The following is a 25,700-nucleotide window of genomic DNA, read 5'->3' on the forward strand; positions in this document are numbered from 1 at the left end:
CAACAACAGAGGTAAAGAGTGATATAATAAAAATCATGAATGATGCCAAGGAAGAAGTGCGGGCGCGGCTGAATATTGAGGATGTGATCGGTGAATATGTTCAGCTGAAGCGGGCGGGTCGTAATCTGAAGGGGCTTAGCCCGTTTACTGATGAGCGGACGCCAAGTTTTATGGTGAGTCCGGAAAAACAGATTTGGCATGATTTTTCTTCGGGCAAGGGCGGTGACATTTTTACGTTCGTGATGCTGGTGGAGGGGATGGATTTTTGCCAGGCGTTGGAGCATTTGGCGCGCAAGGCGGGCGTGGATTTGAGTTTGTTTTCCCGCGGTGATGGACGGACGGCCAAGCGGCGAGTGCGGGCGCGGGAAGCGCTGAAATTGGCGGCAAATTTTTATCAGCAAAATTTGGTGAAAAATCCGGCAGCGCTAGAATATGCGGTGAAAAAACGGCGGCTGAATCGGCAGACGATCGGTGATTTTATAATCGGTTATGCGCCGGATCAGGGCGATGTGCTGACGAAGGCGCTGGAGAAGCGGGGATTTTCGCGCCGGGAACTGGCTGACGCGGGGCTGGTTAATCGGTTCGGCGGCGACTTGTTTCGGGGGCGGATGATGATGGCTTTGAGCGATAGCAGCGGCGAGGTGGTCGGCTTTACGGGGCGGATTATTCGTGATGATCCGCGCGCACCAAAGTATCTGAATACGCCGCAGACGCTGCTGTTTGATAAATCGCGCCATATTTTTGGGCTGTATCAGGCGAAAGAGGCGATTCGTAAGAGTGATGCGGCGGTGATTGTCGAGGGGAATTTGGATGTGGTTAGTAGCCACCAAGCCGGCGTCAAAAACGTAGTGGCGACGGCGGGGACAGCGATGACACTGCAACATCTGAAGGCGCTGAGCCGGTTGGCGGGGCGGATTCGTTTGGCGTTTGATGGCGACCGGGCGGGCGTGAGCGCAACGGAGCGGGCGATCAATTTGGCGCAGGAAATTAGTGTGGAATTAGAGGTGGTGAGCCTGCCGGATGACGTAAAAGATCCAGACGAATTGATCCAAAAAGACGTAGCGTTATGGCAAGCGGCGGTTGAGCGGGCGCAGCCAGCCGTCGATTGGGTGATCGCTCGGCACGCCGAAATGGAAGATTTGGCGACGGCTGAGGGCAAGCGGCGATTTTCGACAACTGCGCTAAGAATCGTGCGCAGCCTAAAAGATCCGGTGGAGCAGGAGCATTATTTATCGGTGATTTCTAAAGAAACTGGTGCTAGTCTCGCGGCCTTGCGGGCAAAGCTTGGTGCTGAGAGACTGGCGCCGCCTGCTCAGCTCAAAAAACCAAAGATTGAAAAGGCGACTCCGAGTAAACCTCGTGACGAATTAGCGGACATCATCGTCGGTCTGGCGCTTAGTCAACCATCAACGCGGCGCTGGGTTGGGGCGCTTGAGGCGGCAAGCTTGGACGAGCCAGCTCGAGCAGTGGTGACGGCGCTGCAAGCTGAGCCGCTACTTGATCGAGAAAAATTGCCACGCCCCTTGCAAAAATTTGAGCAGTATGTGAAAATAGTACAGTTAAAAAGCGAACGCCGCTACATGGACTGGGAACCAGAAGCTCTGGACAGTGAAATGGCGCGTTTGGTAAAGCAATTGATACGTAAACACCGTAACACAAAAAAACAACAACTATTAGAAGATTTGCGTGAGGCTGAGGAGCTCAGCGATGAGGCGCGGGCGCGCATCTTGCGGCAGCAGCTGAACGCACTGATTAAGGAGAATGCGTGAACAACGACCAGCAATACACCCCGACCAATGACGATCCACTCGAGCCAGATCTGACGGCGGTACATGATGACGAGGAGATAGAAGATCTCGAGGCGTTGAGCGCTGGCCAGTATCTGGATGACATTTCGGACGATTCGGTGCGGTTGTATCTGCGTGAGATTGGTAAAATCCCGCTGTTAAGCTCGGACGAGGAAATGGAGCTGGCGCGGCGGATCATTGAGGGCGACAAGAAGGCCAAGGACAAGATGGCCGAGGCGAACATGCGTTTGGTGGTGTCAATCGCCAAGCGGTATTCGGGCCGTGGGTTGGATTTTCTGGACTTGATCCAGGAAGGTAATACTGGCTTGCTGCGCGCCGTGGAGAAGTTTGATCCGGACAAGGGCTTTAAGTTTTCGACCTACGCGACGTGGTGGATTCGCCAGGCGATTACCCGGGCGATCGCTGATCAGGCGCGGACGATTCGCATCCCCGTGCACATGATCGAGACGATTAACAAGCTGGTGCGGACGCAGCGACGGCTTACTCAGGAGCTAAACCGCGAGCCAACAATGGAAGAGCTGTCCAAGGAAATGGACATGGAGCCGGAAAAGATTGAGTACATCAATAAAATTCGGCAAGAGACGTCGAGTTTGGATGCTGGCATCGGGCGTGATGGTGACGAGGAAGATTCGGTGCTGGGTGATTTCATCGAGGATGAAGATACAATTTCGCCAGAAGAATCAGCGACCAATCAATTGCTGAAGGAAAAGGTCGCCGAGGTGCTGTCGAGCCTGTCTGATCGCGAGCAAAAAATTGTGCGCATGCGGTTCGGGCTGGACAATGGCGGCAAAAGCCATACGCTCGAGGAGGTCGGCCAGCAATTTGCTGTGACGCGCGAACGTATCCGCCAGATCGAGGCGAAGGCTTTGGCGAAGCTGAGGAAGCACAAAGACGCTAAAAAGTTATATGAGTATTTGAGCTAACTCCTTCTACTACCCTTGAGCGCCCCTGCTTAGGTACCACTTTGCCGCGGATTAATGTGTACCAGGTGGGTGTGACCTCTTCCCCTACTGGCTTCGTGAAAGAACGGGATTCCGTGGGTGGTGTTTGACCTGATTGGTCAGCTTCGCCGCTGCTTACCTGCACGGCGGTGTCGCCTATACTTCGCACCTTTTTCTCCGGGAGTGGTTCGGCGTTCAATGTTTGCTCGGGTGTAGGTAGTTCTGCTTTGCTCATGAACCAAATTATAGCATATAGCATACTTTTATGCAAGTATGAGCGATACAATGATATACTTTCACAGGGCTTAGCACTGTTCAGGTGCCTTGCAAAAATGCTCGTGGTGAGTGACGGCCTCCAGCTGCGCGTATAGCTCGTCCAGTCCGCGGTCGTTTGTCACGAAATAGTCGGCAATGGCGATTGGCCCGCCTTTTTCCAAATTTTCAATTTCCGACCAATCACGTTGGTCAACTTCGCGTGGCTGCATCGGCCGCTCGGGGCGTTTGGCCATGCGTTGATAGCGCAGGTGTTTTGGTGTGACAACGGCGATGACGGACATCTGACCAGGGAATTCGTGCTTGAGGATTTTATATTCACTCCAGGTGTACAAACCGTCCAGGACGATGAGTTTTTGACCAGCGTCAATCAAGTCATGTGCGGATTTGACGACGCGCTTGACGACGAAATCTTTGCCTTCGCGTCGGCGAATTTCCTCGCGGAATTTTTGTTGATTATCCCACGTTGGTTCAATGCCGGCCTCTTCCATGGCTTTGTAGATGATGCCACCAAAGTAAATTTTTGGAATGCCCTTTTTGGTGAAATATTCGACCGCCGAACTTTTGCCGCTGCCGGCCAGACCGACCAGGGCGATGATTTTGCAGCTATACTCGCTTATACTCATGGGGATTATTGTAACAACTTCTTAGTCGGCTGGCAAACGGGTGTAGCTATTGGTCGGCTACACTGATCTTTTATGAGCTGCTCGTCGCCTGCCGGATTATTAATTAGTTGACTATTTAGATCCCTGAGGATCTTCAAGATCATGAAGGTCGTTCGTGTACACGGCTTGCTCTGCGGCTGCCAGCCTAGCAGCATTTTGATCTACATGGGTGGGCTGCATCAAATCTTCGATATCGACACCATCAAGGCTGTCCTTGCGTTTCTTTGTATATTGACCGTCTGGTTGGGCAGCCTCCAGGGCAACCTTGCCAAGATCTTGAGACGAACCTTTCGTGCGATCTCCGGTTTCTATTGTTTGTCTTTGTGGTAATGTATCTTTACTATCTTCCATGGTAATTATTCTAGCATATAATTTAACTTTTTGCAAGTATATACGGTAAGCCTTATGAGGCTAGGGCTAGACTTTGATATAATTAAATATATGAAACGTTTGGCGGTCATCGACGGAAAATCAGTGTTTTACCGAGGGTATTATGCCATGCCGGGGCTGAGCACGGCGGACGGTACGCCGACGGGCGGAGTGTACGGGTTTGTGAGTTTGGCGATTGAGCTGATTAAAAAATTAGAGCCGGATTATGTGGCGGTAGCGTGGGACAAGCGCGGTACTAATATCCGCAAGCGGCGGGAACTATATCCAGAGTACAAGGCGGGTCGCAAGCCAGCGCCTGATGATTTTTATCAGCAAATTCCGATTTTGATGGAACTGCTGGACGCGTTCGGCTGGCCGTTGTATGAGCTCGATGATTATGAGGCGGACGATATCATGGGCGCGTTTGCCAGGCAGGCGGAAGCGCGCGGCGTGCAAACCTGTCTGCTAACGTCGGATTTGGATGCGCTGCAATTGGTGTCGCCTCTCACTAAAGTCTACGCCATGAAAAACGGCCTGAGGAACATCGAGGAATTTACGGCGGAGTATTTTGAACAAAAATATGGTATTCGGACGGACCAGTTTTTGGATTTGAAGGCACTGAAGGGTGATTCGAGTGATAATTTGCCGGGCGTGCCGGGCGTTGGTGAAAAGACGGCGGTGAAATTATTACAAGCATATGGCACGCTGGACGGGGTGTATGCGCATGTGGATGAGCAAAAAGGTGCTTTGCGAACGAAGTTGGAAAATGGTCGCGAGTCGGCATATTTGACCAAGCAGGTGGCAGAAATTTGGACGGACGCGCCGGTGGAACTGGACTGGGAGGTGGCTGATGTTAACGACTGCGATTTTGCTCGGGTGGCGGAAATTTTGCGGAAATTGGAGTTTCATTCGCTGATTGGGCGGTTGCCGCGAACGATGCAAGCGGTGGACGAGGCAGCAGAGACAGTGGATTTGGAATTGCCGCGTGTTGAAAATCTGCCGGCTGAGCCGCTGTTTGAGGCGGAAAATATTATTTATATTGACCCACTGGAGCCAGATACGGTGTATATCAATTCCAAATATGGCTTGGCGTGGCGCGCAAAGATTAGTGAAATTGGCTGGTCGGTTTGGCAATTGTTGGCGCAGGGCGCGGTGATCGCGGCGGACGTCAAGGGGTTGTATCACGCACTAGACGTTCACGATGTGGCGGTGCGTTTTCATAAGGTTTGGGATGTTGGGCAAGCAGCGTTTTTGATCGATCCGCTCAGGCGCGATCGCAGTTTAATGGCGTTGGCGGGCGATTTTTCTGAGGATAATTCCCCAGAGCGGCAGCTGGCGCGACTACGCCAGATTTACCGCCAGCAGCAGGATTATATGGCGACGCATCAGCAGATTGCCCGGGTGCTTCGCGACTTTGATTTTCCGGTGATTTGGCCGCTATTTCAGATGGAAAAGCGCGGCATGAAGTTAGACACGGCACTCCTTGAACACATGGGTGAGGAGCTGGCGGCGGAAGTCAGCCAGCTTGAACAACAAATGTATGCGATGGCTGGGCGCGAGTTCAACGCTGCTAGTCCGGCGCAGCTGTCTGAGGTGTTATTTACCAAGTTGCAGCTGCCAACGACCGGCATCAAAAAGGGTAAAACTGGCTATTCGACGGGGCAGAAAGAGTTGGATAAACTGCGTGGGCGACACCCAATTATTGAACTGATTGAGCGGTATCGGGAGCTGACTAAATTGATCAGCACCTATATTGAAGCGCTGCCGAAGTTGGTGGCCGAGGACGGGCGGGTTCACACCACCTTCAACCAAGATGTCACCAGCACCGGGCGGCTGAGCAGCACCAATCCTAACCTGCAGAACATCCCAGTGCGAACAGAACTGGGTCGGAAAATTCGCCAGGCGTTTGTGCCGAGCCAGGGTAAGGTCTTCGTTGGCGCGGATTATTCGCAATTTGAACTGCGACTGGCGGCGGTGCTGGCGGGCGATGAGCAGCTGATTGACGATTTTAATAGCGATGTTGATATTCATACCAAGACGGCGGCCGAGACCTACGGCGTGCCGATGGCCGAGGTGACGAAAGCACAGCGGCGTGCGGCCAAGGTGATCAACTTTGGCGTGCTGTACGGCATGAGTCCGCACGGGCTGGCGACGGCTACCGGTATGACGTTTACTGAGGCGAAGCGGTTTATTGAACACTATTTTGCGGTGCGCCAACCAATCCGCCAGTATCTGGATACAATTTTAGTTCAAGCGCGCGAACAAGGTTTTGTCGAGACCTATTTTGGCCGGCGGCGGCCCACACCAGACGTCAAGTCGAGCAATTTTATGGTGCGTTCGGCAGCCGAGCGGGCAGCGATGAACATGCCAATCCAGGGTACGGAAGCGGATTTGATGAAGCTGGCGATGATTCGACTGGAGGACAAATTGACTGGGCTGGCTGAGCCAGCCTTGCAGGTTCACGACTCGATTTTGGTGGAGTGTTCGCCGGAAGACGCTGAGCGAGTCGGTGAAATCATGCGCAGAGAAATGGAAGGTATTTGTCCGGAACTACCGATTGCGCTAAAAGTGGACGTCGGCGTGGGGTTGCACTGGGACGAGGTGTAGCCGGGGCGGTGAGTGCAAAACTGACAGAATATGGTATAATCAACCCATGAGGCGTACGTATAATTCGTTTAATTCTTTTTCCCGGTTTGTGCCAATTTTGCTCGTTATTATTATCACCATCGTGACCATCGTCGCGATTATCAGCATCAGCCGGTCGATATTTGGTGGCAATGAGCAAAAACAGCAGCCAGAAACAACTGAGCAGAAAAAAAGCGACTTACTACAAACCGACGAAGGTCGATCGGTCAGGCTGACAGTGCGTGGCCCGATTGTCGCTAATGAAAAATTCCGTTCGTATCAAATAACTATTGCGCCGTCGTCGCGGGTGATGACGACGTATGAGGGGTATATTGAGAAGCAGCTGAACACCAAGCAGCTGAATAATAACGCCAAGGCCTATGAAGAGTTGGTGTACGCACTGGACAAGCGCAAGATGATGGAGGGCCGGCAGCTGAGCGATGAGCAAAATGACCTGCGCGGTATTTGTGCGACCGGCAAGGTGTATAAATTTGAATTGTTGATGAATGGAACAGCGATCAAGGCACTATGGACGTCAGATTGTGGCGGCTCCAAGGGATCAGCCGTTGCTAATGTCGAGGAAATCGTCGATATGTTTATCAAGCAAATCCCTGACGGTAGCAAAATGGCCACCTCTATCGGGCTGTACCAGCGGGACACGCTGTTCAAGTTTTAGGAGCGTATGCCAGAACTTCCCGAAGTCGAGACAGTTCGCCGCGGGTTGGCAGAGTTACTGCCCGGCCGAGTGGTGGCGCGAGCGGCAGTGTTTGATTCACCAAAAAGTTTCCCGAATGCGCCGGCTGATGTTGAACAATTTTTATGTGGCGCGCGCGTGACGGCGGTGCGGCGGCGAGCAAAGGTACTGATGATTGATCTGGATACGCAGTATTCGTTGGTGATACACCTGAAGATGACGGGGCAGTTGGTGTTTCGCCAAAGCTCTCGCTATAGTGCTCGGGTGTCTTCAAATAAATCTCGGGGCCCACGTAACCTTGCCCGCAATTTTTATGCGGATACCGCTCGCGAGATCGACGACTTCGCTGGCGGGCATCCGAACGACAGTTTGATTGGTGAGCTGCCAGATCGGTCGACGCGGGTGCAGATTGATTTTGTGGACGGGTCGCGGCTGTTCTTTAACGATCAGCGCAAATTTGGCTGGGTGAAGTTGTTGCCGACTGATGAGGTGAAGAACTTGCCGTTCATGCAAAAAGTTGGGCCGGAGCCACTTGATCCTCAGACGCGGGCTGAGGATTTCATCCAGCGGATTCGCCGCCGCCAGAATTCGATGATTAAGCCAGCGTTTCTTGACCAGGCGGTGATCGCTGGGGTTGGTAATATTTATGCTGACGAGGCACTGTGGGCGGCGCAGATTCATCCACAGACGCAGGTAAAAAACATCAGCGATCAGCAGCTGAATACATTATTTACCGAGCTGCGGCAAATTTTGCAGCTCAGCATCGATCAAGGCGGTTCAACCGACAGAAATTACGTCGATGCCGAGGGTCGAAAAGGGAATTACCTGACATTTGCTCATGTGTTTCGCCGCGAAGGTCAAGCCTGCCATCGCCATCCCGACCAAGAAATTATCAAGCTAAAAGTTGGCGGCCGCGGCACGCATATTTGTCCGGTGTGTCAGAAGCCACCGATATTTGACAAATAGTAGCTTATAGTGTAGAATACAATATTATGACAAGAAGAGAGCCCCCATTACATGGTGAATTTTATCGGCCAAGTAGCAACTTGGATCAAGAGTGGGTAAACTACCTGATAGCACTAGGGGAAGAAGAGCAGTCCCCCGGGCTTAGAGAGGCTAATCTGAGGGTCAATAGCATGCTAGACAAGCATGAAGTGGACACAATTTATCGGCCAGGATTGAGCGGAGAAGAGTTGCTTGAGCGAGGGAGGGGCGTTCTTAATAGTGGTCTACGACGCTTAGAAAGTAATGATTTTAGCATGTTGGATTTATCAGCTTATGAAGGCTATCGCAATGATGATCTAGAGCTGAAGAGGACAATTGCTCGACAAGTGATAATGTATCAAATTCTCGAGCGTGTCTTTATGGAGAGGTCTGCTATAGGTGTGTCGTTAGTTGAAATGGCTTCTCGTACAATAACAGGTGATACGATTGAACCGATGAGGAAAATAGTCGTGATCACAGAGCGTCTGCTTGACCTTAAGGAGACGTCCCGCTCGCCTTGGTTTAAGTTTCTCAATGAAGCACTTGGTGGTGAGGGTGTTTCGTCAGGACAGGTAGAGAAGGAAATGAATGCTCAAGCTGCTGCCAACAAGACAAGGGATCAGGATGCTAAATTTCTCGAGTTTCTTGACGGTATATTTATGGAGACTGGTGGTGGTCTCCCTGACGATCAGATACTGTCTGTGGCAGGCAGTGTGACCAGCCTTGCAACGATAGAAGAGATGGGCGGGCAGAATAATAGAGAGGGGTCATTCTACTCAAATTATATGGTGGACTTGAAAAGAATTGGCTTATCTAATGAGCAAATAACTACGTTGATAGCTGTATATAAAAAGATTATGCAAAAGCCGAGTAACGCGGAAGAATAAGTCAGTATACCGAAAGCTGTGACCTAAGGGGGTATTTGGTATAATTAAGTCGTGATCTATCTCCTCTACGGTGACAACGAATTTGAGAAACGGGCGGCGCTTGCGGCGCTGGTTGGTGATATGGCGGTGGTGCGGCGTGACGGTGAAGAACTGACGGCCGCCGAGGTCTGTGAAGTGGTGATGGGGCAGAGCCTATTTGCTGCTGAGCAGGCGGTGGTCATTACTGATGCGAGTCAGAATGTAGCATTGTGGCGTGATTTGCCGGAGCTACTTAGCGGCGTGGCGACCACGGTTGTCCTTCTAGAGACAAAACTTGATAAGCGCACAAAAACGTATAAGTGGCTGCAAAGCCATGCCGAGGTAAGGGAATATGCTTGTTTCACTGAACGCCAAAAGCCGCAACTAAGTGCGTGGTGTATTGAGCGGGCCAAGGTGCATGGTATAGTGTTGACGGCGGTGCAGGCGACGGCACTGATCGATCGGTTGGGGTTTGATCAGCTACGGCTTGATCTGGTGTTGCAGCAGTTGGCGTTGGCTGGCGAACTGAATGATGAGCTAATCGATGCACTGGTGCCGCTGGCTCCGGCTGAAAGTGCGTTTGAGTTGTTTGCGGCAATGCTGGATGGCGACCGGGGAAAAGTGCGCGCGATCATTGCCTATCTCGAGGCGGAGAGCGGTGATGATGGGGCGTACCAGACGCTGGGGCTGTTGGTTTCGCAATTGGTGCAGCTGAACGCGCTGGTGCTATCTGGCGGTGACACGGGGGTGGTGGCTCGTGATTTTGCGGCCCATCCGTATGCACTGCGAAAGGTAACACCGTATGCAGCGCGGATGACGCAAGCGCAACTTGTGGTAATTAATTCTGCCTTGGCGCAGGCTGATGAACATATGAAGACAACCCGCGCGTCGCCGTGGCTATTGGTTGAGACGGCGCTGGTTAGTGTGATTAGAAGAGATCACTAAGCCAGCATAAGCTATTTATATGCTTGACAAAATAATTATTATATAGTAAAATTTAAGCTACTGTTAGTTCACCAGAAAGATAAGAAAGGAATTGACCATGATGCATAGAGATACGCCGCCCGGTACGCAGGAGTTTAGTGGCGGGGATTCAAGTGAGGGCAAACGGTGGGAGGAGTTTGTGGACGAATTTAATCGAAAAAAACAACGGGAAAAAACAGACATTGACGAAGGATTTATTGATAGAGAGCCTGTATTAGTAATTGCTGATATGGTAAGACATGTTGGTAAGGACTGTCCTCATCTCGTTCAGCTGTGTGAGAATGTCGATATGGAAGATCGTCGGCAATCGGTTGCGGCAGATATAGATATTGCTCTACACGAGATGAGTCCCGAGGGGCTGTATGACGTGGCGAAAGAGATAAAGGATAATTATTATGAATGGAACGCAGGAAGGTTTAGGCCACTGACTGGGTCTAGGGTGCCACATGCTGATAGTAGGGTTCAGTACTTATACGAAAGCATGGCAGGGGTTAAGATTCCTAAGGAGGTTTTCTACGATTCAAAATTTGAAGCAGCTGCTAACGGTTTTAGTTATTTCTATGATCCAGACTTTCCGCGTCATGAGACGCTTAAACAGAGAAAACTTAGTTCGGGAAAAATGACCGCTGATGAGCTGCGGGAGCGGATGTTGAAGAGTGCTGACGGGTGTCTCTATGACGCGTTAAGGACGATTATTGAAAAAAGCGTAAACAAAGGTACACGAGGCCGTGTAGTATTTCTTACCGATGCCAGCTACTGCCCTCAGCTCATAACACGGTTAGTGACAACACTTGAAGTATATGCAGACCTACCGCAGGGGACTCTTCTGAAACGGGTGGATATGAATGATTTATTTAATAAAATGGGAATGGAGCTTAGCTCTGACGAAAAGCGGGTCGTAGGGATTTCTTGGGTTTGATTTTCGTAAGATTAGCAAATTACTCCCGCCAGTCGACGGGAGTAATTGTTGATGCAACCGTGAATGGCTAGTTAGCCTCTTTGGCTGCTGGCTTTTTTGCAGCTGGTTTTTTGGTAGCAGTTGACTTCGCAGTGGTTTTTGCCGCCGTCTTTGCTGGAGCTTTGGCGGCTGCCTTTTTAGTTGCTTCAAGCTTCACACCAGCTTCCTTGGCGATAGCTGAGAGAGCGCTCTTGCGCCGAGCGGCAGTATTTTTCTTGAGCAAGTTCTTTTTGACAGCGGTGTCAAGCTCACTATGAGCAGCAGCCAGCGTCGCGGCGCTTGGCTCGGCCATAAAGGCCTTGACGGCTGACTTGATGTCGCGCTTGATACCGATATTGCGCTCGCGGCGTTTTAGGGTTTGTTTTGCCCGTTTGATGGCGGATTTGATGATTGGCATAGATTTCCTTTACCTCTATAAATTTGTTTCGCTAATCAAGGATGGATTATACAGAAAAACCCGATAAAAGTAAAGACTGGCCCATATTTTACTGCCCAGTCTATTGACTTTTCTGAAATGCTTATGTATAATCTAACCCAAAGGTATAAACAAAAATAAATAGGATACAAGATAATGGCGAGCCAGTCACAAAAGCAGCAGATCATTCAGAGCATCAAGGATGTGACTAACATTTTGGTGACGGTGAGCACTGATCCGTCGGTGGATGAGCTGTCGGCGGCACTGGGACTAACGATTTTCCTGAATAAACTCGGCAAGCACGCCACGGCTGTTTTTAGTGGTAAAATTCCGCCGGCAATTTCCTTCCTCGAGCCAGATGAGACGTTTGAGGCCACGGCGGACAGCCTGCGTGATTTTATCATCGCGCTTGATAAGGAAAAAGCCGATCATCTGCGCTACAAGGTGGTCGATGATGCGGTGAAGATTTTTATCACGCCGTACCGGGCGACAATTACCGAGGCGGATTTAGAGTTCTCGCAGGGTGATTATAATATTGAGTTGGTGCTTGCGCTCAATGTTGAGAGCCAGGATCATCTCGACAAGGCGCTGACGGCTCATGGCAAGATTTTGCATGATGCGGTGGTATCGACGGTGACTGCCGGCATGGTGAGGAGTAATCTCGGGACGGTCGATTGGCATGATGATAGGGCGTCAGGTGTCAGTGAGATGTTGGTTGATTTGATTGATGAGCTGCGAACACCGAAAGTGACTATGGATGAGCAGATCGCAACGGCGTTACTAACCGGTGTTGTGGCAGCGACGGAACGGTTTAGTAATAACTTAACCTCGTCACGAGTCATGACATTGGCAGCAGAACTGATGGCGGTCGGTGCGAATCAGCAATTGATCGCTACCAAGTTGGCCGAGGGGCAGGCTATTAAGGCCGAGGAGCGTTCAAAGTCAGAGCAATCACAGCAGGCGGCTGATGACACAGCTGATGATAAGACGGATGATGACGATGGCGGGGATGGTTCTAATTTCAAGGTTGAGCGGGGGAGGCGCTCAAGGACAGCTGATCCCAGAAGAGATGATGGTGCGTTATCAATCAGCCACGAGCGGCGGGGTAGCCTTGATGAGGTAGCCAAACAGACTCGGGCAGAAGAGCAGGATGCAGCGGCTCGTGTGGCCACGGCGCAGCTTGATCGCCTTCGAGCAGCGTCAGTGACGAGCGGACGGAGTAGTACGCCATCGACATCGCAACCAATCAGTGCGTCGGTGTCGGCTGAGCCAGAAACGGCCACGCCACTACTAGGTGGAACGCTGAACGCGACGACGGAGCGGGCGGCTGAGGATAAGCACCGCGATCTTGACACTGATCAAAACAAGACCATCTTGCATCACGGTACCTATGTCGGTGCGTCGCGGCCGGCCCTCGGCGAATCGCCGTTGAATGCTGCCATGGGGAAGTCTGATGAACCGCCGAGCGTTGACCCGTTTGCGACCACCAATAAGGACGAAGCGGTCATTGCCGCACTAAAAGAGGAGACGCAGGCGCTGGCTGACAAGCAGACTCAATCTACCGCGCCGCCATCGCTGCCAGATTCTGAGCGCGACGCCCGCGCGGCAATTACCGAGGCGCTGGCTGCTGCACCGCCGCTTGAACCCGCAGCTTCGCCCGCTCCGGTAGTTTCATCTTCGCCGCTACCGACAGTGTCGTCTGCTCCGGCTACGCTCGCTGATATTGAGTCTAATGTGATGCATGGCCTGCCGCCGCTGCCTGATTTCTCTGATTTTTCGGGTTCAGGCCTACCGCCGCTGCCACCAGCTCCGGTCGGTGCTGTAGATGGGGGACTGCCAGCGTTGAACACCTCACCCTCAGTGCCATCCGCTCCGGCGCCGCCGCGCACCTTTAATCCGTCCCAATTCCAGATCCCGGGACAAAAATAGCCCATGGATGAGGTGCTGCTCATTGATAAGCCGGCTGGCATGACAAGTTTCGGGGTAGTAGCGCGGTTGCGGCGGGTGCTCAGCCAGGCGGCGGGCAAGAAAGTGAAAGTTGGCCATACTGGTACGCTCGATCCGTTCGCTACGGGACTGATGATTATCGTGACGGGCAAGAAGTGCCGCGAGGCTGATACCTTTACAAAGCTTGATAAGTGGTATGAAGCAGAAATCATGCTTGGCCAGATATCGACAACCGGTGACCCCGAGGGTGAACTGACTCACGTGTCGGTGCGGCAGCCGTCTCGCAGTGAGGTTGAAGCGGCACTCGGTACATTTGTGGGTGAAATCAAACAGCGCCCACCGATATTTAGCGCCATCAAGATCAATGGCCGTCGGGCCTATCAGCTGGCACGTCAAGGCCAGCCGGTCGATATGCCGGAGCGCACCGTGTCGATCTACGCCCTGGAGCTTGTCACCTATGAGTATCCTCGCCTGGTGATTCGAGCGCATGTTTCGAGTGGTACGTATATTCGGAGTTTAGCGGTTGATATTGGTCAGAAGCTAGAAACAGGGGCCTACTGCCGCCGGCTGCGCCGCCAGGCTATCGCTGAATATGACGTCACTCAGGCAAAACCATTAGCGGATTTTGGGATTTCGTCTTGAAGTGCTATTATCAAAGCATGGGTAGGCAGACAGGTTTTACAATCGTTGAACTATTAATTGTGATGGTCGTGATCGCGATTTTGGCGACCATCGGTATTGTGGCGTATTCGGGCGTGCGCCAGGACGCCACTGACACCAAGATCCGTTCCATTGTCAAGATCGCTGGGGACGCGTTGCAGATATATGACACACAGAAACGAACGCTGCCGTCAGGACAGGGGACGTTCAATAACGCTAATAGCGTTGACTCACTTGTGCCGCAGTATATCCAGCCGGGGTATCGCGAGGGTGTCAGCAGCAAGAACGCGTCAAATCCAAACGATATTTTTGTCTGGTATCCGTGCAAAGATACCTCCGGCAAGATAACAGGTATCGCGGTATTTGCGGCCCTTAATTCCGCCAAGCCGCAGGAGTCGGCTCAGGTTAATGCGGTCAAGGCGACCTGTAACATTCCGGGCGCCGCCGTGCCGACCACCGGTAATCCGGCGTATAATTACGTGCAGACATTTTAGCAAATGCGGCTGATTTGCGTTTTTAGTGTAGCATTGGTATAATGACGAAGCTATGATTAGCAAAGACGATAAAGCGAAAGCAATTGCTTTGACTCAGGTCAACAAGGACGACGTTGGCAGCCCGCAGGCGCAGGTGTCGATCTTGACGGCTCGTATCAAAGAGGTCACAAAGCACCTGAAGGCGAATAAGCACGACTTCATGGCGCGCCGTGGCTTAATCCAGATGGTTGGCAAGCGCAAGCGCCTGCTCAGATACCTGGAGCGAACTGATTTTGAGAGTTATAAAGCGGTTGTGGCTGCCCTGGGTCTGCGTAAATAGTCGCGCTGGGTAGCTGTACGGATATCCACCTTGATATATCACGAGGTGGGTATTTTGATTTAGCGCGGTGTAGCCACGAAAACCATTCGGCCGTCAGCCGCGCCGCCGAGGGTGCATGAATAGAGGGTAAGCTGTGGTTTGTTGGTTCGGTTTTCGATGTGAACGGCATCCGGCTTGACATCAAATAGCCGGGATATGACGTAGGTGTAGCGCTTGCCGCGGTAGTCAATGATTATTTCATCGCCAATGCGTAGCTTATCAATGTTGTAGAATGGCGATTTTTGGATGGTTTGCTGTGGTGTTAGACCCATGATAAATCGATGGGCAGACAAAACAAAGTTGCCGCCGTCAACTGGGTTGCCATTCTCTGGCTGACGCCACCATGCACCTCGTTCCATAGTCTCGGCACCGCCAGTAGCGTACGGCACGTTAATGTCAATTTTGGGAATATAGAGACGATCCTCGGTGATGTTGGTTTCTGGCGTAGCGGCGAGAAGCTGGGTAGTTTCGTTACGCATTGGGTTAATGAGCTGAGCGCGAAAGAATGGACTAAACGCCGTGATGAGTGTGTAGCCGCCGCCAGCGAGCATGATAATAGCCAGACTCATACTGAGCCATCGGCGGCAGCTTTTGGCGTGGGTTATCTGCTTCACTTGTTAATTGTAGCATGGGCGTATCAGCCTAGTAGTATGGGTCGTTATCCCATCGTGGTGAGCTAATCTGTTTGGGGGGTGCTGTTTGACTTTTTATAGTTTTTATGCTAAATTACAGAGTATGAATGAATACGCGCCGCGGGCTGATAAATTACCGCCAGATGTGGCTAAACAAGTGGCAAGGGTTAGTGAAGTTGTGGCTGCTGTTAAGAAGCAGATTGGTCCGGATGGGGGACGATTAAGTGATGGCCCGCTGCATCTTGAGAAGTTGGAAGAGCTGAGTGCTGATGATCATAATTCAAGATTTACAGATGCGGATAATTTTTGGAAAAACGGTATGGATCCGTCGCAAGCAAATTCGTCGCAAGACGGCTCTGATACGTCTGAAAAACTGCCGAGTAAATTTGTTAATAATTTTTGGCAGTACTTCTTTCCGGATAAAATGTTTGAGGATGACTTATTGGGGCCAACGGTCCTAAATAAACCGCCGCGGAAACTGCTTAAAGAAACAGGAGGAGGACTCCTCACATCGGTTCAGCAGCTGTTTGGGATGTTATTTAAGGATACCAATATTGATAGCCACAAACTTGTTACCCTGGAGTCAGCAGCTGGTGAAGAGCACCTTACCGATCTTAAGGAGGCAATGTTTATGCTCTATAAGCTGGCGCTACATACGGTTACTCAGCAAGATGCTGCTGGGGCTGGGTGTCCAAGTGCACATGCTTATTTATGCCTGTAGGAGCTTCATATGACGAGTCATGAACAATCGGAAAAAAAGAGTCCAATAAGTCGGCGTGGTCTACTGTGTGGTGCGGTTGGAGCAGTGGCGGCCACAGCTGGTGGGCTGCTTATGAATCGTGGCGATGAAAGTCAGCGGAGAGTATCGGTAGAGACGAATGCTCCGAAGCTTGATCTTGATTGGGCGTATGAGATATATGATGCGGCGTACGATATGTTCCTGCGATGTATCAGAGAAATACCTACGACTCCTGTATTTACTGGTCGTGAGCCATTAGCGCTACCACCGCCAACCTCCGCATCGCGTACTGGCGGGAAGGGCTATGGATTTATGACCGGAGAAGCAGTGGTGAAAAATGGTAAGAGTAGTTTTCACATGGAGTCTGTGATGGCGTCGGCTCCTGACGATGATTCACAAGTCGAAGCGGGGATTCGTCTTTTGCTCCAGACTGGCCAGCCAAGCCTTACGGTAGCTGAAATGAATGCAACGTGGACTGTAGCGCGGGTGGCTATGCTAACGGATGAGGATTTCTTGAAATATATCAAGCGATATGCCCCAGACGTAATTGCTTTGTCTTTCGTGCCAGAGTTGGAACGGCCGCCACACGTTTCGCATGGTAGCGAGCAGAACTATGAGAGGTATACCATGGCACCGGGTGTGGAGGGCTTTGCTATTAGTCATCGAGGGGGGCATGGGTTACGATGGCTTTCACCGACCGATGAAACGCTCTCTGGTGTCAGTGACGTTTTTGGTAGTATTCAGAGCGAGTTTCACCAGGCTGGCTTTCTCTAAAGCGTGCGGCCCTGTGATATAATAGAAAGCGCGAATATAACCCGCAGACGGTGATGGATGTGTGGTGTGTTGATAGTAAACCAGTACGCATACACCTGTTACTGTCTTTGCGAGAAAGAGAGGATCTATGGCAATTATTAACCCGAGTGGCAAGGAGATTTTTAGCGTTACCACCGAGCTGTGCGGCCGTCCGCTGACACTGGAGGTGAACCGGGTCGGCTTTCGGACGACGGGCAGCGTGCTGGTGCGCTACGGCGATACAGTGGTACTGGGCAGTGCCCAGGTAGGCAGCCGGCCAGTGCAGCTGGATTATTTCCCGCTGTCGATTGATTATGAAGAAAAATTTTATGCCGCGGGAAAGATTTCTGGCAGCCGCTTTATCAAGCGCGAAGGTCGCCCGAGCGACGAGGCGGTGCTGATCGGCCGGTTGATTGATCGTCCGATTCGACCGCTGTTCCCGAAGGGTTATCGCCAAGAAGTGCAAGTGGTGGCGACGGTACTAAGCATGGATCCGGATTTTCGCCCGGATGTCATCGCTATGATTGCGGCGTCGAGCGCGCTGATGCTGACTGGTACACCATTTGACGGACCGGTGGCGGGGCTCCGCGTCGGGCGGGTAAATGGCGAATTCAAAGCCTTTTTGACTCCGGAAGAGCGGGCGCAGTCTGATCTTGACCTGGTGGTGGCTGGGATTGAAAGTGGTATCACTATGGTGGAGGCTGGTGCTCGGGAAGTATCAGAAGAGGTGGTTGTCGATGCCATGGCGTGGGCGCACCAGATGATGCAGCCAGCGATTCAGTTGCAGCGCGAGCTAGCGGCTAAAGTGGCGCCAACTCCGCAAGAATACCATCTGGTTTTGCCTGACGAAGCTATCCAGCAGACGGCTGATGAGTGGGTTGACGGCAAATTAGGCGAGAAAGTCCGCCGGCCGTATCCAGAGCGCAACGAAGTGGTTAACGAGATTCGCTGGGCATTTCACGAAGCGATGGTCGAAAAGCTAGGTTTGAGTGCTGAGGAGTACGACGAAGTGCGCGATGAATACGATGAAGCATTTACCTTGGCATTGCACAACGATGTGCGCCGCGGTATCGTCGAGGATAATATGCGTCCAGACGGCCGCAAACTAACTGAAATTCGCCCATTAAGTTCAGAAGTTGGTTTGCTACCACGGGCGCACGGCTCAAGCCTGTTTACTCGCGGCGTGACTCAGGGTATGAACATTGTGACTTTGGCGCCGCTGAGTTACGCGCAGCTGGTTGATACCATGGAGGTTAACGACGGCGAACGGCGCTATATGCATCATTACAATGCGCCTGGCTATACGGTTGGCGAGGTTAAGCGGATGGGCAGCCCGGGCCGGCGCGAAATTGGCCACGGCTACTTGGCAGAGCGAGCCTTAACGCCGGTGCTGCCGAGCGAGGAAGATTTCCCGTACGCTATTCGCAGTGTTACCGAAATTATGAGTCAGAACGGTTCGACGTCAATGGCGGCGACTTGCTCGAGCTGTTTGGCGCTGATGGATGCCGGCGTGCCTCTCTCGGCGCCAGTTAGCGGCATTGCCATGGGTCTGATGATGGACGGTGATACGCCGTATGTATTAAGCGACATCGCTGATGCCGAGGACTTTGCTGGCGATATGGATTTCAAGGTGACTGGTACGGCCAAGGGCATCACGGCGCTCCAGATGGATATGAAGGTGCATGGCTTGCCGGTGGCAGTGCTGCGCCAAGCGATTGAGCAGAGTAAGGCGGGCCGGGCGTTTATCCTTGACCATATGCTGAGTATTTTGCCAGCGCCGCGGGAGACACTCAGCCCGTATGCGCCGCGGATTGAAAAGCTAAAAATTGATCCAGATAAAATCGGCGCCGTGATCGGTAAGGGCGGCGAGGTGATTAACAAGATTACCAGCGAGACTGGTGCCGAGGTTGATATCAAGGAAGACGGCTTGATTACTATCGCCAGCCCGAACGGCGAGTCAATTGAGAAGGCGCTTGTTTGGATTAAAAGCCTGGTCGAAGAGCCAGAAGTTGGCAAAATCTACGAAGGCAAGGTCGTCAGTATCAAAGATTTCGGGGCCTTCGTGAATATTCTGCCAGGAGTTGACGGCATGGTGCATATCTCGAAGCTAGCAGATCACCGCGTGGCTAAGGTGACGGATGTAGTCAAGGAAGGACAAACCGTTCGCGTAAAAATCACCGGCATTGATGAGCGCGGTAAGATTAACTTGACGATGATCGGGTTGTAACTTTTGCTTTTTAGCAAAATACGATACAATGAGAATGTAAGAGTAATTGAGGGGGATTATGGACGACAAGAATAATAAGAACGTACCACAACCGACAGCAACATCGCCCGTGGCGACCGAGCAGACTGCTCCGGCGCCCTCGCAGCCAGTACCACCGGTGCCGCAGCCACAGCAGCCACTGCAGCAAGGTGTACCGATGCAGCCCAAGAAAGGGTTGAGCAAGGGTGCGCTATGGGGTATCATTGGCGGTTCAATAGGTTTGATAGTTATCGTGGTTGGCATCGTGCTGGCTGTTATATTCCTTGGTGGGCCATCAAAAGCCGACTACCAAGAAGCTGCTAAGACACTGAAGGAGTTTGACGGCAACAGCCTCAACTCGGCACTCAAGTCGTCGAATGCTGATAACGCAAAGAAGCTGATTGAAGAGGCGGTGGGACGTGCTGATTTGATGATGAAGAAGCTTGATTCATCGAAGATTATGCGCGACGAGGAGACCAAAAAATCCTTTGGCGAGTACAAGACTGCCTATGAAAAGGTGCGCCCAAATATGCTTGCCATCGCCAATCTGATAGGAGATATGAAAGATTTCTCCAAGAAGTGTTCACCGAGCTATTTTAGCTATATCGGTAAGCCAGCAGATGAAGTTAGGAAGCTCTACGATGAAAAAATGAGCGGCTGCTATCAGTTACTCGATAACATTACTAAATCAGAGCAAAAAGAAGTGCAGGACTTTGGTAAGCAGATGAAGGAGTATTACAAGGCGTTAGGTGATTTCTTTGTAGCACGCGCCAATAAAGATTACAGTGTTCAGGCACCGCGCCTGTCGTCAGGCAGGTCAAACCCGCTATCCAATTTTGCCAAGAAAATCCAAGAATCAAATTTGCAGAAGCACGAGAAAGACTTCGTCAACCTGGTGAAAGAAAAAGCTGAAAAGTAATTTTCGCCTCGGCATCAAGCAAAACACCTCGCATAGTGACGAGGTGTTTTGTATAATAGAAATATGGATGAGGCAGCGCGACTGGAGGTTTTGGCGGCAGAGATTGTCGCTGGTGATATTTGTCATGACTTGGCGCTGCAGGCAACGCAGCTGGTGATGGGCGACGGTCGAGCTGACGCGGACATTGTATTTATCGGTGAAGCACCAGGAAAAAACGAAGACCTTCAGGGCAAACCATTCGTTGGGGCAGCTGGTACATTTCTTGACGAGATGTTAGCCGCAGCCCAGTTACGTCGCCAAGATGTCTATATCACCAATATTGTTAAATATCGGCCGCCAAACAATCGTGACCCACTACCGGAGGAGAAGCGCGCTTTTTGGCCGTATTTGATGCGTCAACTGCAAATTATTCAGCCAAAGGTAGTCATCACATTGGGTCGGCATAGCGGCATGGCATTTATTCCTGACTTGGCGATCTCGCGTGATCATGGCAATCCGCGCTGGGCACAATTCAACGGTTTGAAGTTCTTGGTAATTCCGCTGTATCATCCGGCAGCAGCGCTGTATAACGGGGCATTGCGGCAGACGTTAATTGATGATTTTGTGCGGGCGGCGCAATTGGCCGCCCAGGCGAGCGCCTGAGCTATTTTTGACAAGAGTTGGCGCCCCGTGCTATAATGGACGCAATTGTTAGGGGATAGATTTGTCGTACGTTGCCCCCGTGTCTATCGCCTGTCATTCTAATTTTGCAAAGGTATATTTTTATAAAAGGAGAACAATACGTATGGGCCAAAGACGACTCGCGACGCCGAAAGGCGATGATCAGTCAAAACGACCAGCTACAAAAAAAAGTAATACGGCGGTGATGAATAGTACCACCACTCGCAAAGGTGAAGTGTTTCGGGCGCAGCGGCGGACGAGCGAGAATGTTAACCTCAGGGCGTCGCAGCACGTGATCGATATCCCAGTCAATAAGTCGGTCTACAACGGCTATGGCGGCGAGCAATTTAGTGCCAAAATGCAACCAAAACGGACTCGTGGTGGCAAGCCAAAACTACGGATTATCCCAATCGGTGGTGTCGGCGAAATGGGCATCGGTAAAAACATGAACGCCATTGAGTATGACGATGAGATTATCATTGTGGACATGGGTTTCCTGTTTCCGGGCAGCGATTATCCAGGTATCAACTACATCACGCCAGATATCACCTGGCTAGAGGAGAACAAACATAAGATTAAGGCGCATGTGTTTACTCACGGGCACCTTGATCACATCGGTTCCTTCCGGCACTTTATCCACCGGATTCCAGCACCGGTCTATGCGTCGAAATTTACCATCGGCATGCTGGACAAGTCGATGGCTGACGCCGATACTGATTTTCAGCCGGACTTTCGGGTGATGGATCCATTGAGCCACGAAATTGTTCAGGTGTCGAAGTACTTTTCGGTTGAATTGGTACGGGTGAATCACTCAATTCCGGATTCAACCGCGGTGGTGATCCGGACGCCGCTCGGTGTGGTGATTGATTCTGGCGACTGGCGGTTTGAGGAAAGTCCAGTTGACGGCCAGAAGTTTGATCTTGAGCGTATGACAGAGATTGCCGCCAAAGAGGGCGTGTTGATGTTTATGAATGAATCGACCAACTGTGAATCAGAGGGGACGCACACGCACACGGAGTTTGATATTCAATATTCCATCGGTCAGGTGATGGATAAATTTAGTAACAGCCGGGTGATTTTAAGCTGTTTTTCATCACAGGTGCACCGCTTGCAATTGATTTTGGAAGAAGCACACAAGCACGGCCGCAAGGTGGCATTTGCCGGCTTTTCAATGATTCAGAACTTGGAAGTGGCGCTGCGCTCGGGAACTATCAAGATCCCGAAAGACACTGTCATGAAGATGGAGGATATCATCAAGCTGCCGGATAACCAAATCACCGTGGTCTGTACTGGTTCGCAGGGTGAATTTAATGCCGTGTTGAGCCGCATGGCGACTGGCGCGCATAAATACATGAAGATTAAAGGCTCTGACGTGGTGGTGTTTAGCTCTAACCCAATTCCGGGCAACGAGAAAAACGTGGTGCGAACAGTTGATGGCTTGATGCGCGAAGGTTCTGATGTGATTCAGAACGGCAAGACACACTTGACGGGGATTGGACCGCTGCATTTGTCGGGTCATGGTTACTACGACGATCACGTTAAGTTGATTAACGCCCTGAACCCAACGTACTATATGCCAATTCACGGCGAATTTCACATGTTGGTTTACAATGCTCGGCTGGCAGAAAAAGAGTGCGGTATTCCTAGGAAGAATATCTTTGTGTGTGACGCTGGTGACATTATTGAAATTGATATTGAACGGCAGGCTAAGAAAGCCGGTCGAATTCAAGTTGGCGGTGTGATGTATGACGATACGGGCGCTATCGTTTCTGAGGTGGTGTTAAAAGACCGCATCCATATGTCTCAGGAAGGTATGTTTGTGGTGGTGTTAACGGTACAGCGTGGCACGGGACGGTTACTAACCAGCCCAGACATTATTTCCCGCGGTTTCATCTATCTACGCGATTCCGAGGAATTGATGAATATGATTCGCCAGTACTTGAAGCAGAAGGCAGCGCGCAGTTTTGCTGGTAAGTATGATCTTGACGTGGTGAAAAAAGAGATTAAGGACGAAGTCACACATATTTTGTATGACCAGACACGCCGCACACCAATTGTTATCCCGGTAATTAATGAAGTGGGTGGCTTGAAGACAGTAAAATCAGCTGCTACCTCGAGTACTTCTACCACAAAAGCACCGGCGCGCAGTAAAAAGGTTGTGACTAACTCGGCGACGGAACCGAAAATGACTCTGCCAACCATGCCGCGCCGTCGCTTCCCGCGCCGCCAAGTACCGGACACCGAGGCGAATGACACCAAGGCTCGAGAGGTCGGCCGAGTGCGCGCGTACTAGCCACGCTTGCTATTTGTTGTAAAATATGCTACAATGTGAATGTCGGTAAAGTGATATAATAAAAATAGTTATGCCAAAAAAACGAAAATCTACCCGCAAGAAATCAGTTTCCACAGCTCCAAAGCATGATGTGCCGAGCGGCTTTTGGGCGCAAGTCGGCGCGGTACTGCTCGTTGTGTTGTCGCTTCTTCTGGTGGTGGCGTGGTTTGGTGTTGGTGGTCCGGTGTTGGGGTGGCTACACAAAGCGACCCTGAGCATGCTTGGTTACGCGATGTATGGACTGCCAATCTTGCTGATATATATTGCTGTGGAGATTTTCCGCGCGGAGAATAATCGGTTACCGCTGGCGATGAAATTAGCAGCCATCCTCGAAGTAGTGTGGCTGTCAGGGCTGTTTGGGCTAGTAAAAACACCAGCTCGGCCGGAGGCTGGTGGGTTCATCGGCGATACGGCTAATCGAGCGATGAGTGCCATGGTCGACCCGGGCATCGCTGCTTTGATATATGTGGTGCTCATCATTATTACCGCGTTATTTATTACCCAGACGTCGCCGTTTACAGTGATCAAGAAAGTAGCCGAGGCGTTCAAGCGTGATCATTCCGAGGATGATAACAATGCGGCAGTCATGAAGAAGGCGGCTCGCGAGGATGCGGCCAGCGCCAAATCATCGAGCGACATCAAGCTCAATGCCGGCGTCCCAACCGTTGATCCCGTCACACCAAAAGATAGAAGGGCGTCACCGCTGAGCAGTCTGCGCGGTAGCGTGGCGCGAGATAAGGCAGCCGAGGAGCAAGCAGCGCTGGTGGCGGCACACGATCCGAACTGGCAGGCACCGAGCCTCGATCTGCTAGAGAAAAAGCAAAGTCCAGCTGACGCTGGTGATATTCGGCAAAACGCGCAGATTATTCACGATACCCTGGCAGAGTTCAATATTGATGTGGAGATGGAAGACGCAAATATCGGGCCAAAGGTGACGCAGTATACCTTGCGGCCGCCGAGCGGTGTGAAGTTGACACGCATCACGGCGCTGGAGACGAATATTGCTTTGAATTTGGCGGCGCAGAGCTTGCGGATTGAAGCGCCAATTCCTGGGCAAAAAGCCGTTGGTATTGAGGTGCCAAATCGCCGAGCGGCTGATGTGCGGCTGTATGGCGTGTTGGATTCTAAGCAGTGGAAGAATGCCCGCGAGCCGCTGAGCTTTGCGATTGGTAAGGACATCTCTGGTGAAGCAGTGATTGGTGAGCTGAATAAAATGCCACACATGTTGATCGCCGGTCAGACCGGTTCTGGTAAGTCGGTGATGATTAATACTCTATTGACCAGTTTGCTATACCGCAACAGTCCAAGCGATATGAAGTTGATTTTGGTTGACCCGAAGCAGGTGGAAATGGCACCGTACGAAGACATCCCACATTTGCTGACTCCGGTGATTACTGAGCCAGAAAAGACTATTTCGGCCTTGAAATGGGCGGTCAATGAGATGGAGCGGCGCTATAAGCTGTTGGCGGCCGAGAAGATTCGCGATATTAAAGGGTATAATCAGCGCCTCGCCACGCGAGCTAAAAAAATCCCGGTAGCGGACGCTGATGGCAACATTCAACAGCACGAAGACGGAGCGATGCCGTACATCGTTATTGTAATTGACGAGCTAGCCGATTTGATGATGGTGGCGGCACGCGACGTCGAGGCGCTGATCGTTCGCTTGGCGCAGAAAGCGCGGGCGGTGGGTATCCACCTGGTCCTGGCAACGCAGCGGCCAAGTGTTGACGTGATCACTGGTTTGATCAAGGCGAACGTGCCGGCGCGTATCGGCTTTACCGTGGCGTCGCAGGTTGACTCGCGGACCATTCTTGATCAAATTGGCGCCGAGAAACTACTTGGCCAGGGTGACATGCTGCTGTATACGCCGAGCATGAGCAAGCCAAAGCGCATTCAAGGTGCGTGGGTGACCGATGACGAGGTCAATAAAATTACTGATCACCTGCGGATGCAATCAGCACCGCAGTACAATGATGAGGTGGTGGCGCAGCCAGTACAACTAAATGGCAAGGGCGGCCTGGCAGTTGACTTTAGCGGTGGTGGTGAAGACGAAGCATTTATGGACGCGGTGCGAGTGGTGATTGAGGGCGGCAAGGCCTCTACCAGCTATTTACAGCGGCGGCTACGGATTGGCTACGGCAAGGCAGCGCGACTGATTGAAGAGATGGAAGAGCGTGGCATTGTTGGCCCGGCGAACGGCTCGAAAGCTCGTGATGTTTTGGTTTCAAGTGTCGATGAGCTAGGGCAATAGCTAGCTTGACATAATTATTTGTATAGGTTATAATATTCTGAGTGAGAAAT

General features: G+C 51.5%; 23 protein-coding genes. 19 read left to right on the forward strand and 4 right to left on the reverse strand.

The genetic code is table 11. From position 1 onward, the window contains the following. Nucleotides 1-35 precede the first annotated feature (35 nt). Complete coding sequence (gene dnaG / locus GWK77_00355; GenBank protein ID QHU92640.1) at nt 36-1,769, forward strand: DNA primase; 1,734 nt, start codon at nt 36-38, stop codon at nt 1,767-1,769. Then, complete coding sequence (rpoD, locus tag GWK77_00360; GenBank protein ID QHU92641.1) at nt 1,766-2,731, forward strand: RNA polymerase sigma factor RpoD; 966 nt, start codon at nt 1,766-1,768, stop codon at nt 2,729-2,731. The genes dnaG and rpoD overlap by 4 nt, the downstream gene beginning before the upstream one ends. Before the next feature lie 323 nt (nt 2,732-3,054). On the opposite strand, the gene GWK77_00365 is transcribed toward rpoD, so the two are convergent. Together GWK77_00365 and GWK77_00370 are read right to left on the reverse strand one after the other, a co-directional pair. Then, complete coding sequence (locus GWK77_00365) at nt 3,055-3,648, reverse strand: AAA family ATPase (GenBank protein ID QHU92642.1); 594 nt, start codon at nt 3,646-3,648, stop codon at nt 3,055-3,057. Between the two features lie 111 nt (nt 3,649-3,759). Next, nucleotides 3,760-4,038: a hypothetical protein gene (locus GWK77_00370; protein ID QHU92643.1), complete on the reverse strand. Its 279-nt coding sequence runs from the start codon at nt 4,036-4,038 to the stop codon at nt 3,760-3,762. Between the two features lie 90 nt (nt 4,039-4,128). Here GWK77_00370 and GWK77_00375 point away from each other — a divergent pair, with 90 nt between their 5' ends. From GWK77_00375 to GWK77_00400, 6 genes are all read left to right on the forward strand, one after another. After that, nucleotides 4,129-6,663, forward strand: a complete 2,535-nt coding sequence (locus tag GWK77_00375; protein ID QHU92644.1) for a hypothetical protein — start codon at nt 4,129-4,131, stop codon at nt 6,661-6,663. A 46-nt stretch (nt 6,664-6,709) separates the two neighbouring features. Then, entirely contained in the window at nt 6,710-7,357 is a 648-nt protein-coding gene (locus GWK77_00380; GenBank protein QHU92645.1) for a hypothetical protein, read from the forward strand. A 6-nt stretch (nt 7,358-7,363) separates the two neighbouring features. Continuing rightward, nucleotides 7,364-8,341 (forward strand): bifunctional DNA-formamidopyrimidine glycosylase/DNA-(apurinic or apyrimidinic site) lyase, encoded by a 978-nt coding sequence (mutM, locus tag GWK77_00385; GenBank protein QHU92646.1) that lies wholly within the window; start codon nt 7,364-7,366, stop codon nt 8,339-8,341. Nucleotides 8,342-8,367: 26 nt separating this feature from the next. Continuing rightward, on the forward strand, nt 8,368-9,246 hold the full coding sequence (locus tag GWK77_00390; protein QHU92647.1) for a hypothetical protein: 879 nt from the start codon (nt 8,368-8,370) through the stop codon (nt 9,244-9,246). Nucleotides 9,247-9,297: 51 nt separating this feature from the next. Next, nucleotides 9,298-10,209, forward strand: coding sequence for a hypothetical protein (locus tag GWK77_00395; protein ID QHU92648.1), 912 nt, complete (start codon nt 9,298-9,300; stop codon nt 10,207-10,209). Between the two features lie 97 nt (nt 10,210-10,306). After that, entirely contained in the window at nt 10,307-11,167 is an 861-nt protein-coding gene (locus GWK77_00400) for a hypothetical protein (GenBank protein QHU92649.1), read from the forward strand. Between the two features lie 67 nt (nt 11,168-11,234). Here the strand turns inward: GWK77_00400 and rpsT are convergent, their stop codons facing one another. After that, nucleotides 11,235-11,603: a 30S ribosomal protein S20 gene (rpsT, locus tag GWK77_00405; GenBank protein QHU92650.1), complete on the reverse strand. Its 369-nt coding sequence runs from the start codon at nt 11,601-11,603 to the stop codon at nt 11,235-11,237. Nucleotides 11,604-11,777: 174 nt separating this feature from the next. On the opposite strand from rpsT, the gene GWK77_00410 reads away from it, so the two are divergent. Genes GWK77_00410 through rpsO form a run of 4 tightly spaced genes read left to right on the forward strand, consistent with a single transcriptional unit; the run spans nt 11,778 to nt 15,041 of the window. Then, on the forward strand, nt 11,778-13,550 hold the full coding sequence (locus GWK77_00410) for a hypothetical protein (GenBank protein ID QHU92651.1): 1,773 nt from the start codon (nt 11,778-11,780) through the stop codon (nt 13,548-13,550). 3 nt (nt 13,551-13,553) lie between these two features. Next, complete coding sequence (truB, locus tag GWK77_00415; GenBank protein ID QHU92652.1) at nt 13,554-14,210, forward strand: tRNA pseudouridine(55) synthase TruB; 657 nt, start codon at nt 13,554-13,556, stop codon at nt 14,208-14,210. 17 nt (nt 14,211-14,227) lie between these two features. Continuing rightward, nucleotides 14,228-14,722 carry a prepilin-type N-terminal cleavage/methylation domain-containing protein gene (locus GWK77_00420; GenBank protein QHU92653.1) on the forward strand — a complete coding sequence of 165 codons (495 nt, stop codon included), beginning with the start codon at nt 14,228-14,230 and terminating at the stop codon, nt 14,720-14,722. Between the two features lie 52 nt (nt 14,723-14,774). Next, entirely contained in the window at nt 14,775-15,041 is a 267-nt protein-coding gene (gene rpsO / locus GWK77_00425; GenBank protein ID QHU92654.1) for a 30S ribosomal protein S15, read from the forward strand. Nucleotides 15,042-15,100: 59 nt separating this feature from the next. On the opposite strand, the gene GWK77_00430 is transcribed toward rpsO, so the two are convergent. Continuing rightward, a complete protein-coding gene (locus tag GWK77_00430; protein QHU92655.1) occupies nt 15,101-15,694 on the reverse strand; it encodes a sortase in 594 nt (197 codons plus the stop codon). A 121-nt stretch (nt 15,695-15,815) separates the two neighbouring features. On the opposite strand from GWK77_00430, the gene GWK77_00435 reads away from it, so the two are divergent. The 7 genes from GWK77_00435 to GWK77_00465 all read left to right on the forward strand — a co-directional run bounded on the left by GWK77_00435 (nt 15,816) and on the right by GWK77_00465 (nt 25,650). After that, nucleotides 15,816-16,433, forward strand: coding sequence for a hypothetical protein (locus GWK77_00435; protein ID QHU92656.1), 618 nt, complete (start codon nt 15,816-15,818; stop codon nt 16,431-16,433). A 9-nt stretch (nt 16,434-16,442) separates the two neighbouring features. Then, nucleotides 16,443-17,225, forward strand: a complete 783-nt coding sequence (locus GWK77_00440; GenBank protein ID QHU92657.1) for a hypothetical protein — start codon at nt 16,443-16,445, stop codon at nt 17,223-17,225. A gap of 127 nt (nt 17,226-17,352) precedes the next feature. Further along, complete coding sequence (pnp, locus tag GWK77_00445; protein QHU92658.1) at nt 17,353-19,470, forward strand: polyribonucleotide nucleotidyltransferase; 2,118 nt, start codon at nt 17,353-17,355, stop codon at nt 19,468-19,470. A gap of 58 nt (nt 19,471-19,528) precedes the next feature. Further along, nucleotides 19,529-20,407: a hypothetical protein gene (locus tag GWK77_00450; protein ID QHU92659.1), complete on the forward strand. Its 879-nt coding sequence runs from the start codon at nt 19,529-19,531 to the stop codon at nt 20,405-20,407. A 63-nt stretch (nt 20,408-20,470) separates the two neighbouring features. After that, on the forward strand, nt 20,471-21,049 hold the full coding sequence (locus GWK77_00455) for a uracil-DNA glycosylase (GenBank protein ID QHU92660.1): 579 nt from the start codon (nt 20,471-20,473) through the stop codon (nt 21,047-21,049). A 142-nt stretch (nt 21,050-21,191) separates the two neighbouring features. After that, nucleotides 21,192-23,360 carry an RNase J family beta-CASP ribonuclease gene (locus tag GWK77_00460; GenBank protein QHU92661.1) on the forward strand — a complete coding sequence of 723 codons (2,169 nt, stop codon included), beginning with the start codon at nt 21,192-21,194 and terminating at the stop codon, nt 23,358-23,360. Nucleotides 23,361-23,430: 70 nt separating this feature from the next. Next, complete coding sequence (locus tag GWK77_00465) at nt 23,431-25,650, forward strand: hypothetical protein (protein ID QHU92662.1); 2,220 nt, start codon at nt 23,431-23,433, stop codon at nt 25,648-25,650. Nucleotides 25,651-25,700 lie beyond the last annotated feature (50 nt).

The sequence above is a fragment of the Candidatus Saccharibacteria bacterium oral taxon 488 genome (assembly GCA_010202645.1).
Lineage (GTDB): Bacteria > Patescibacteriota > Saccharimonadia > Saccharimonadales > Saccharimonadaceae > Nanosynbacter.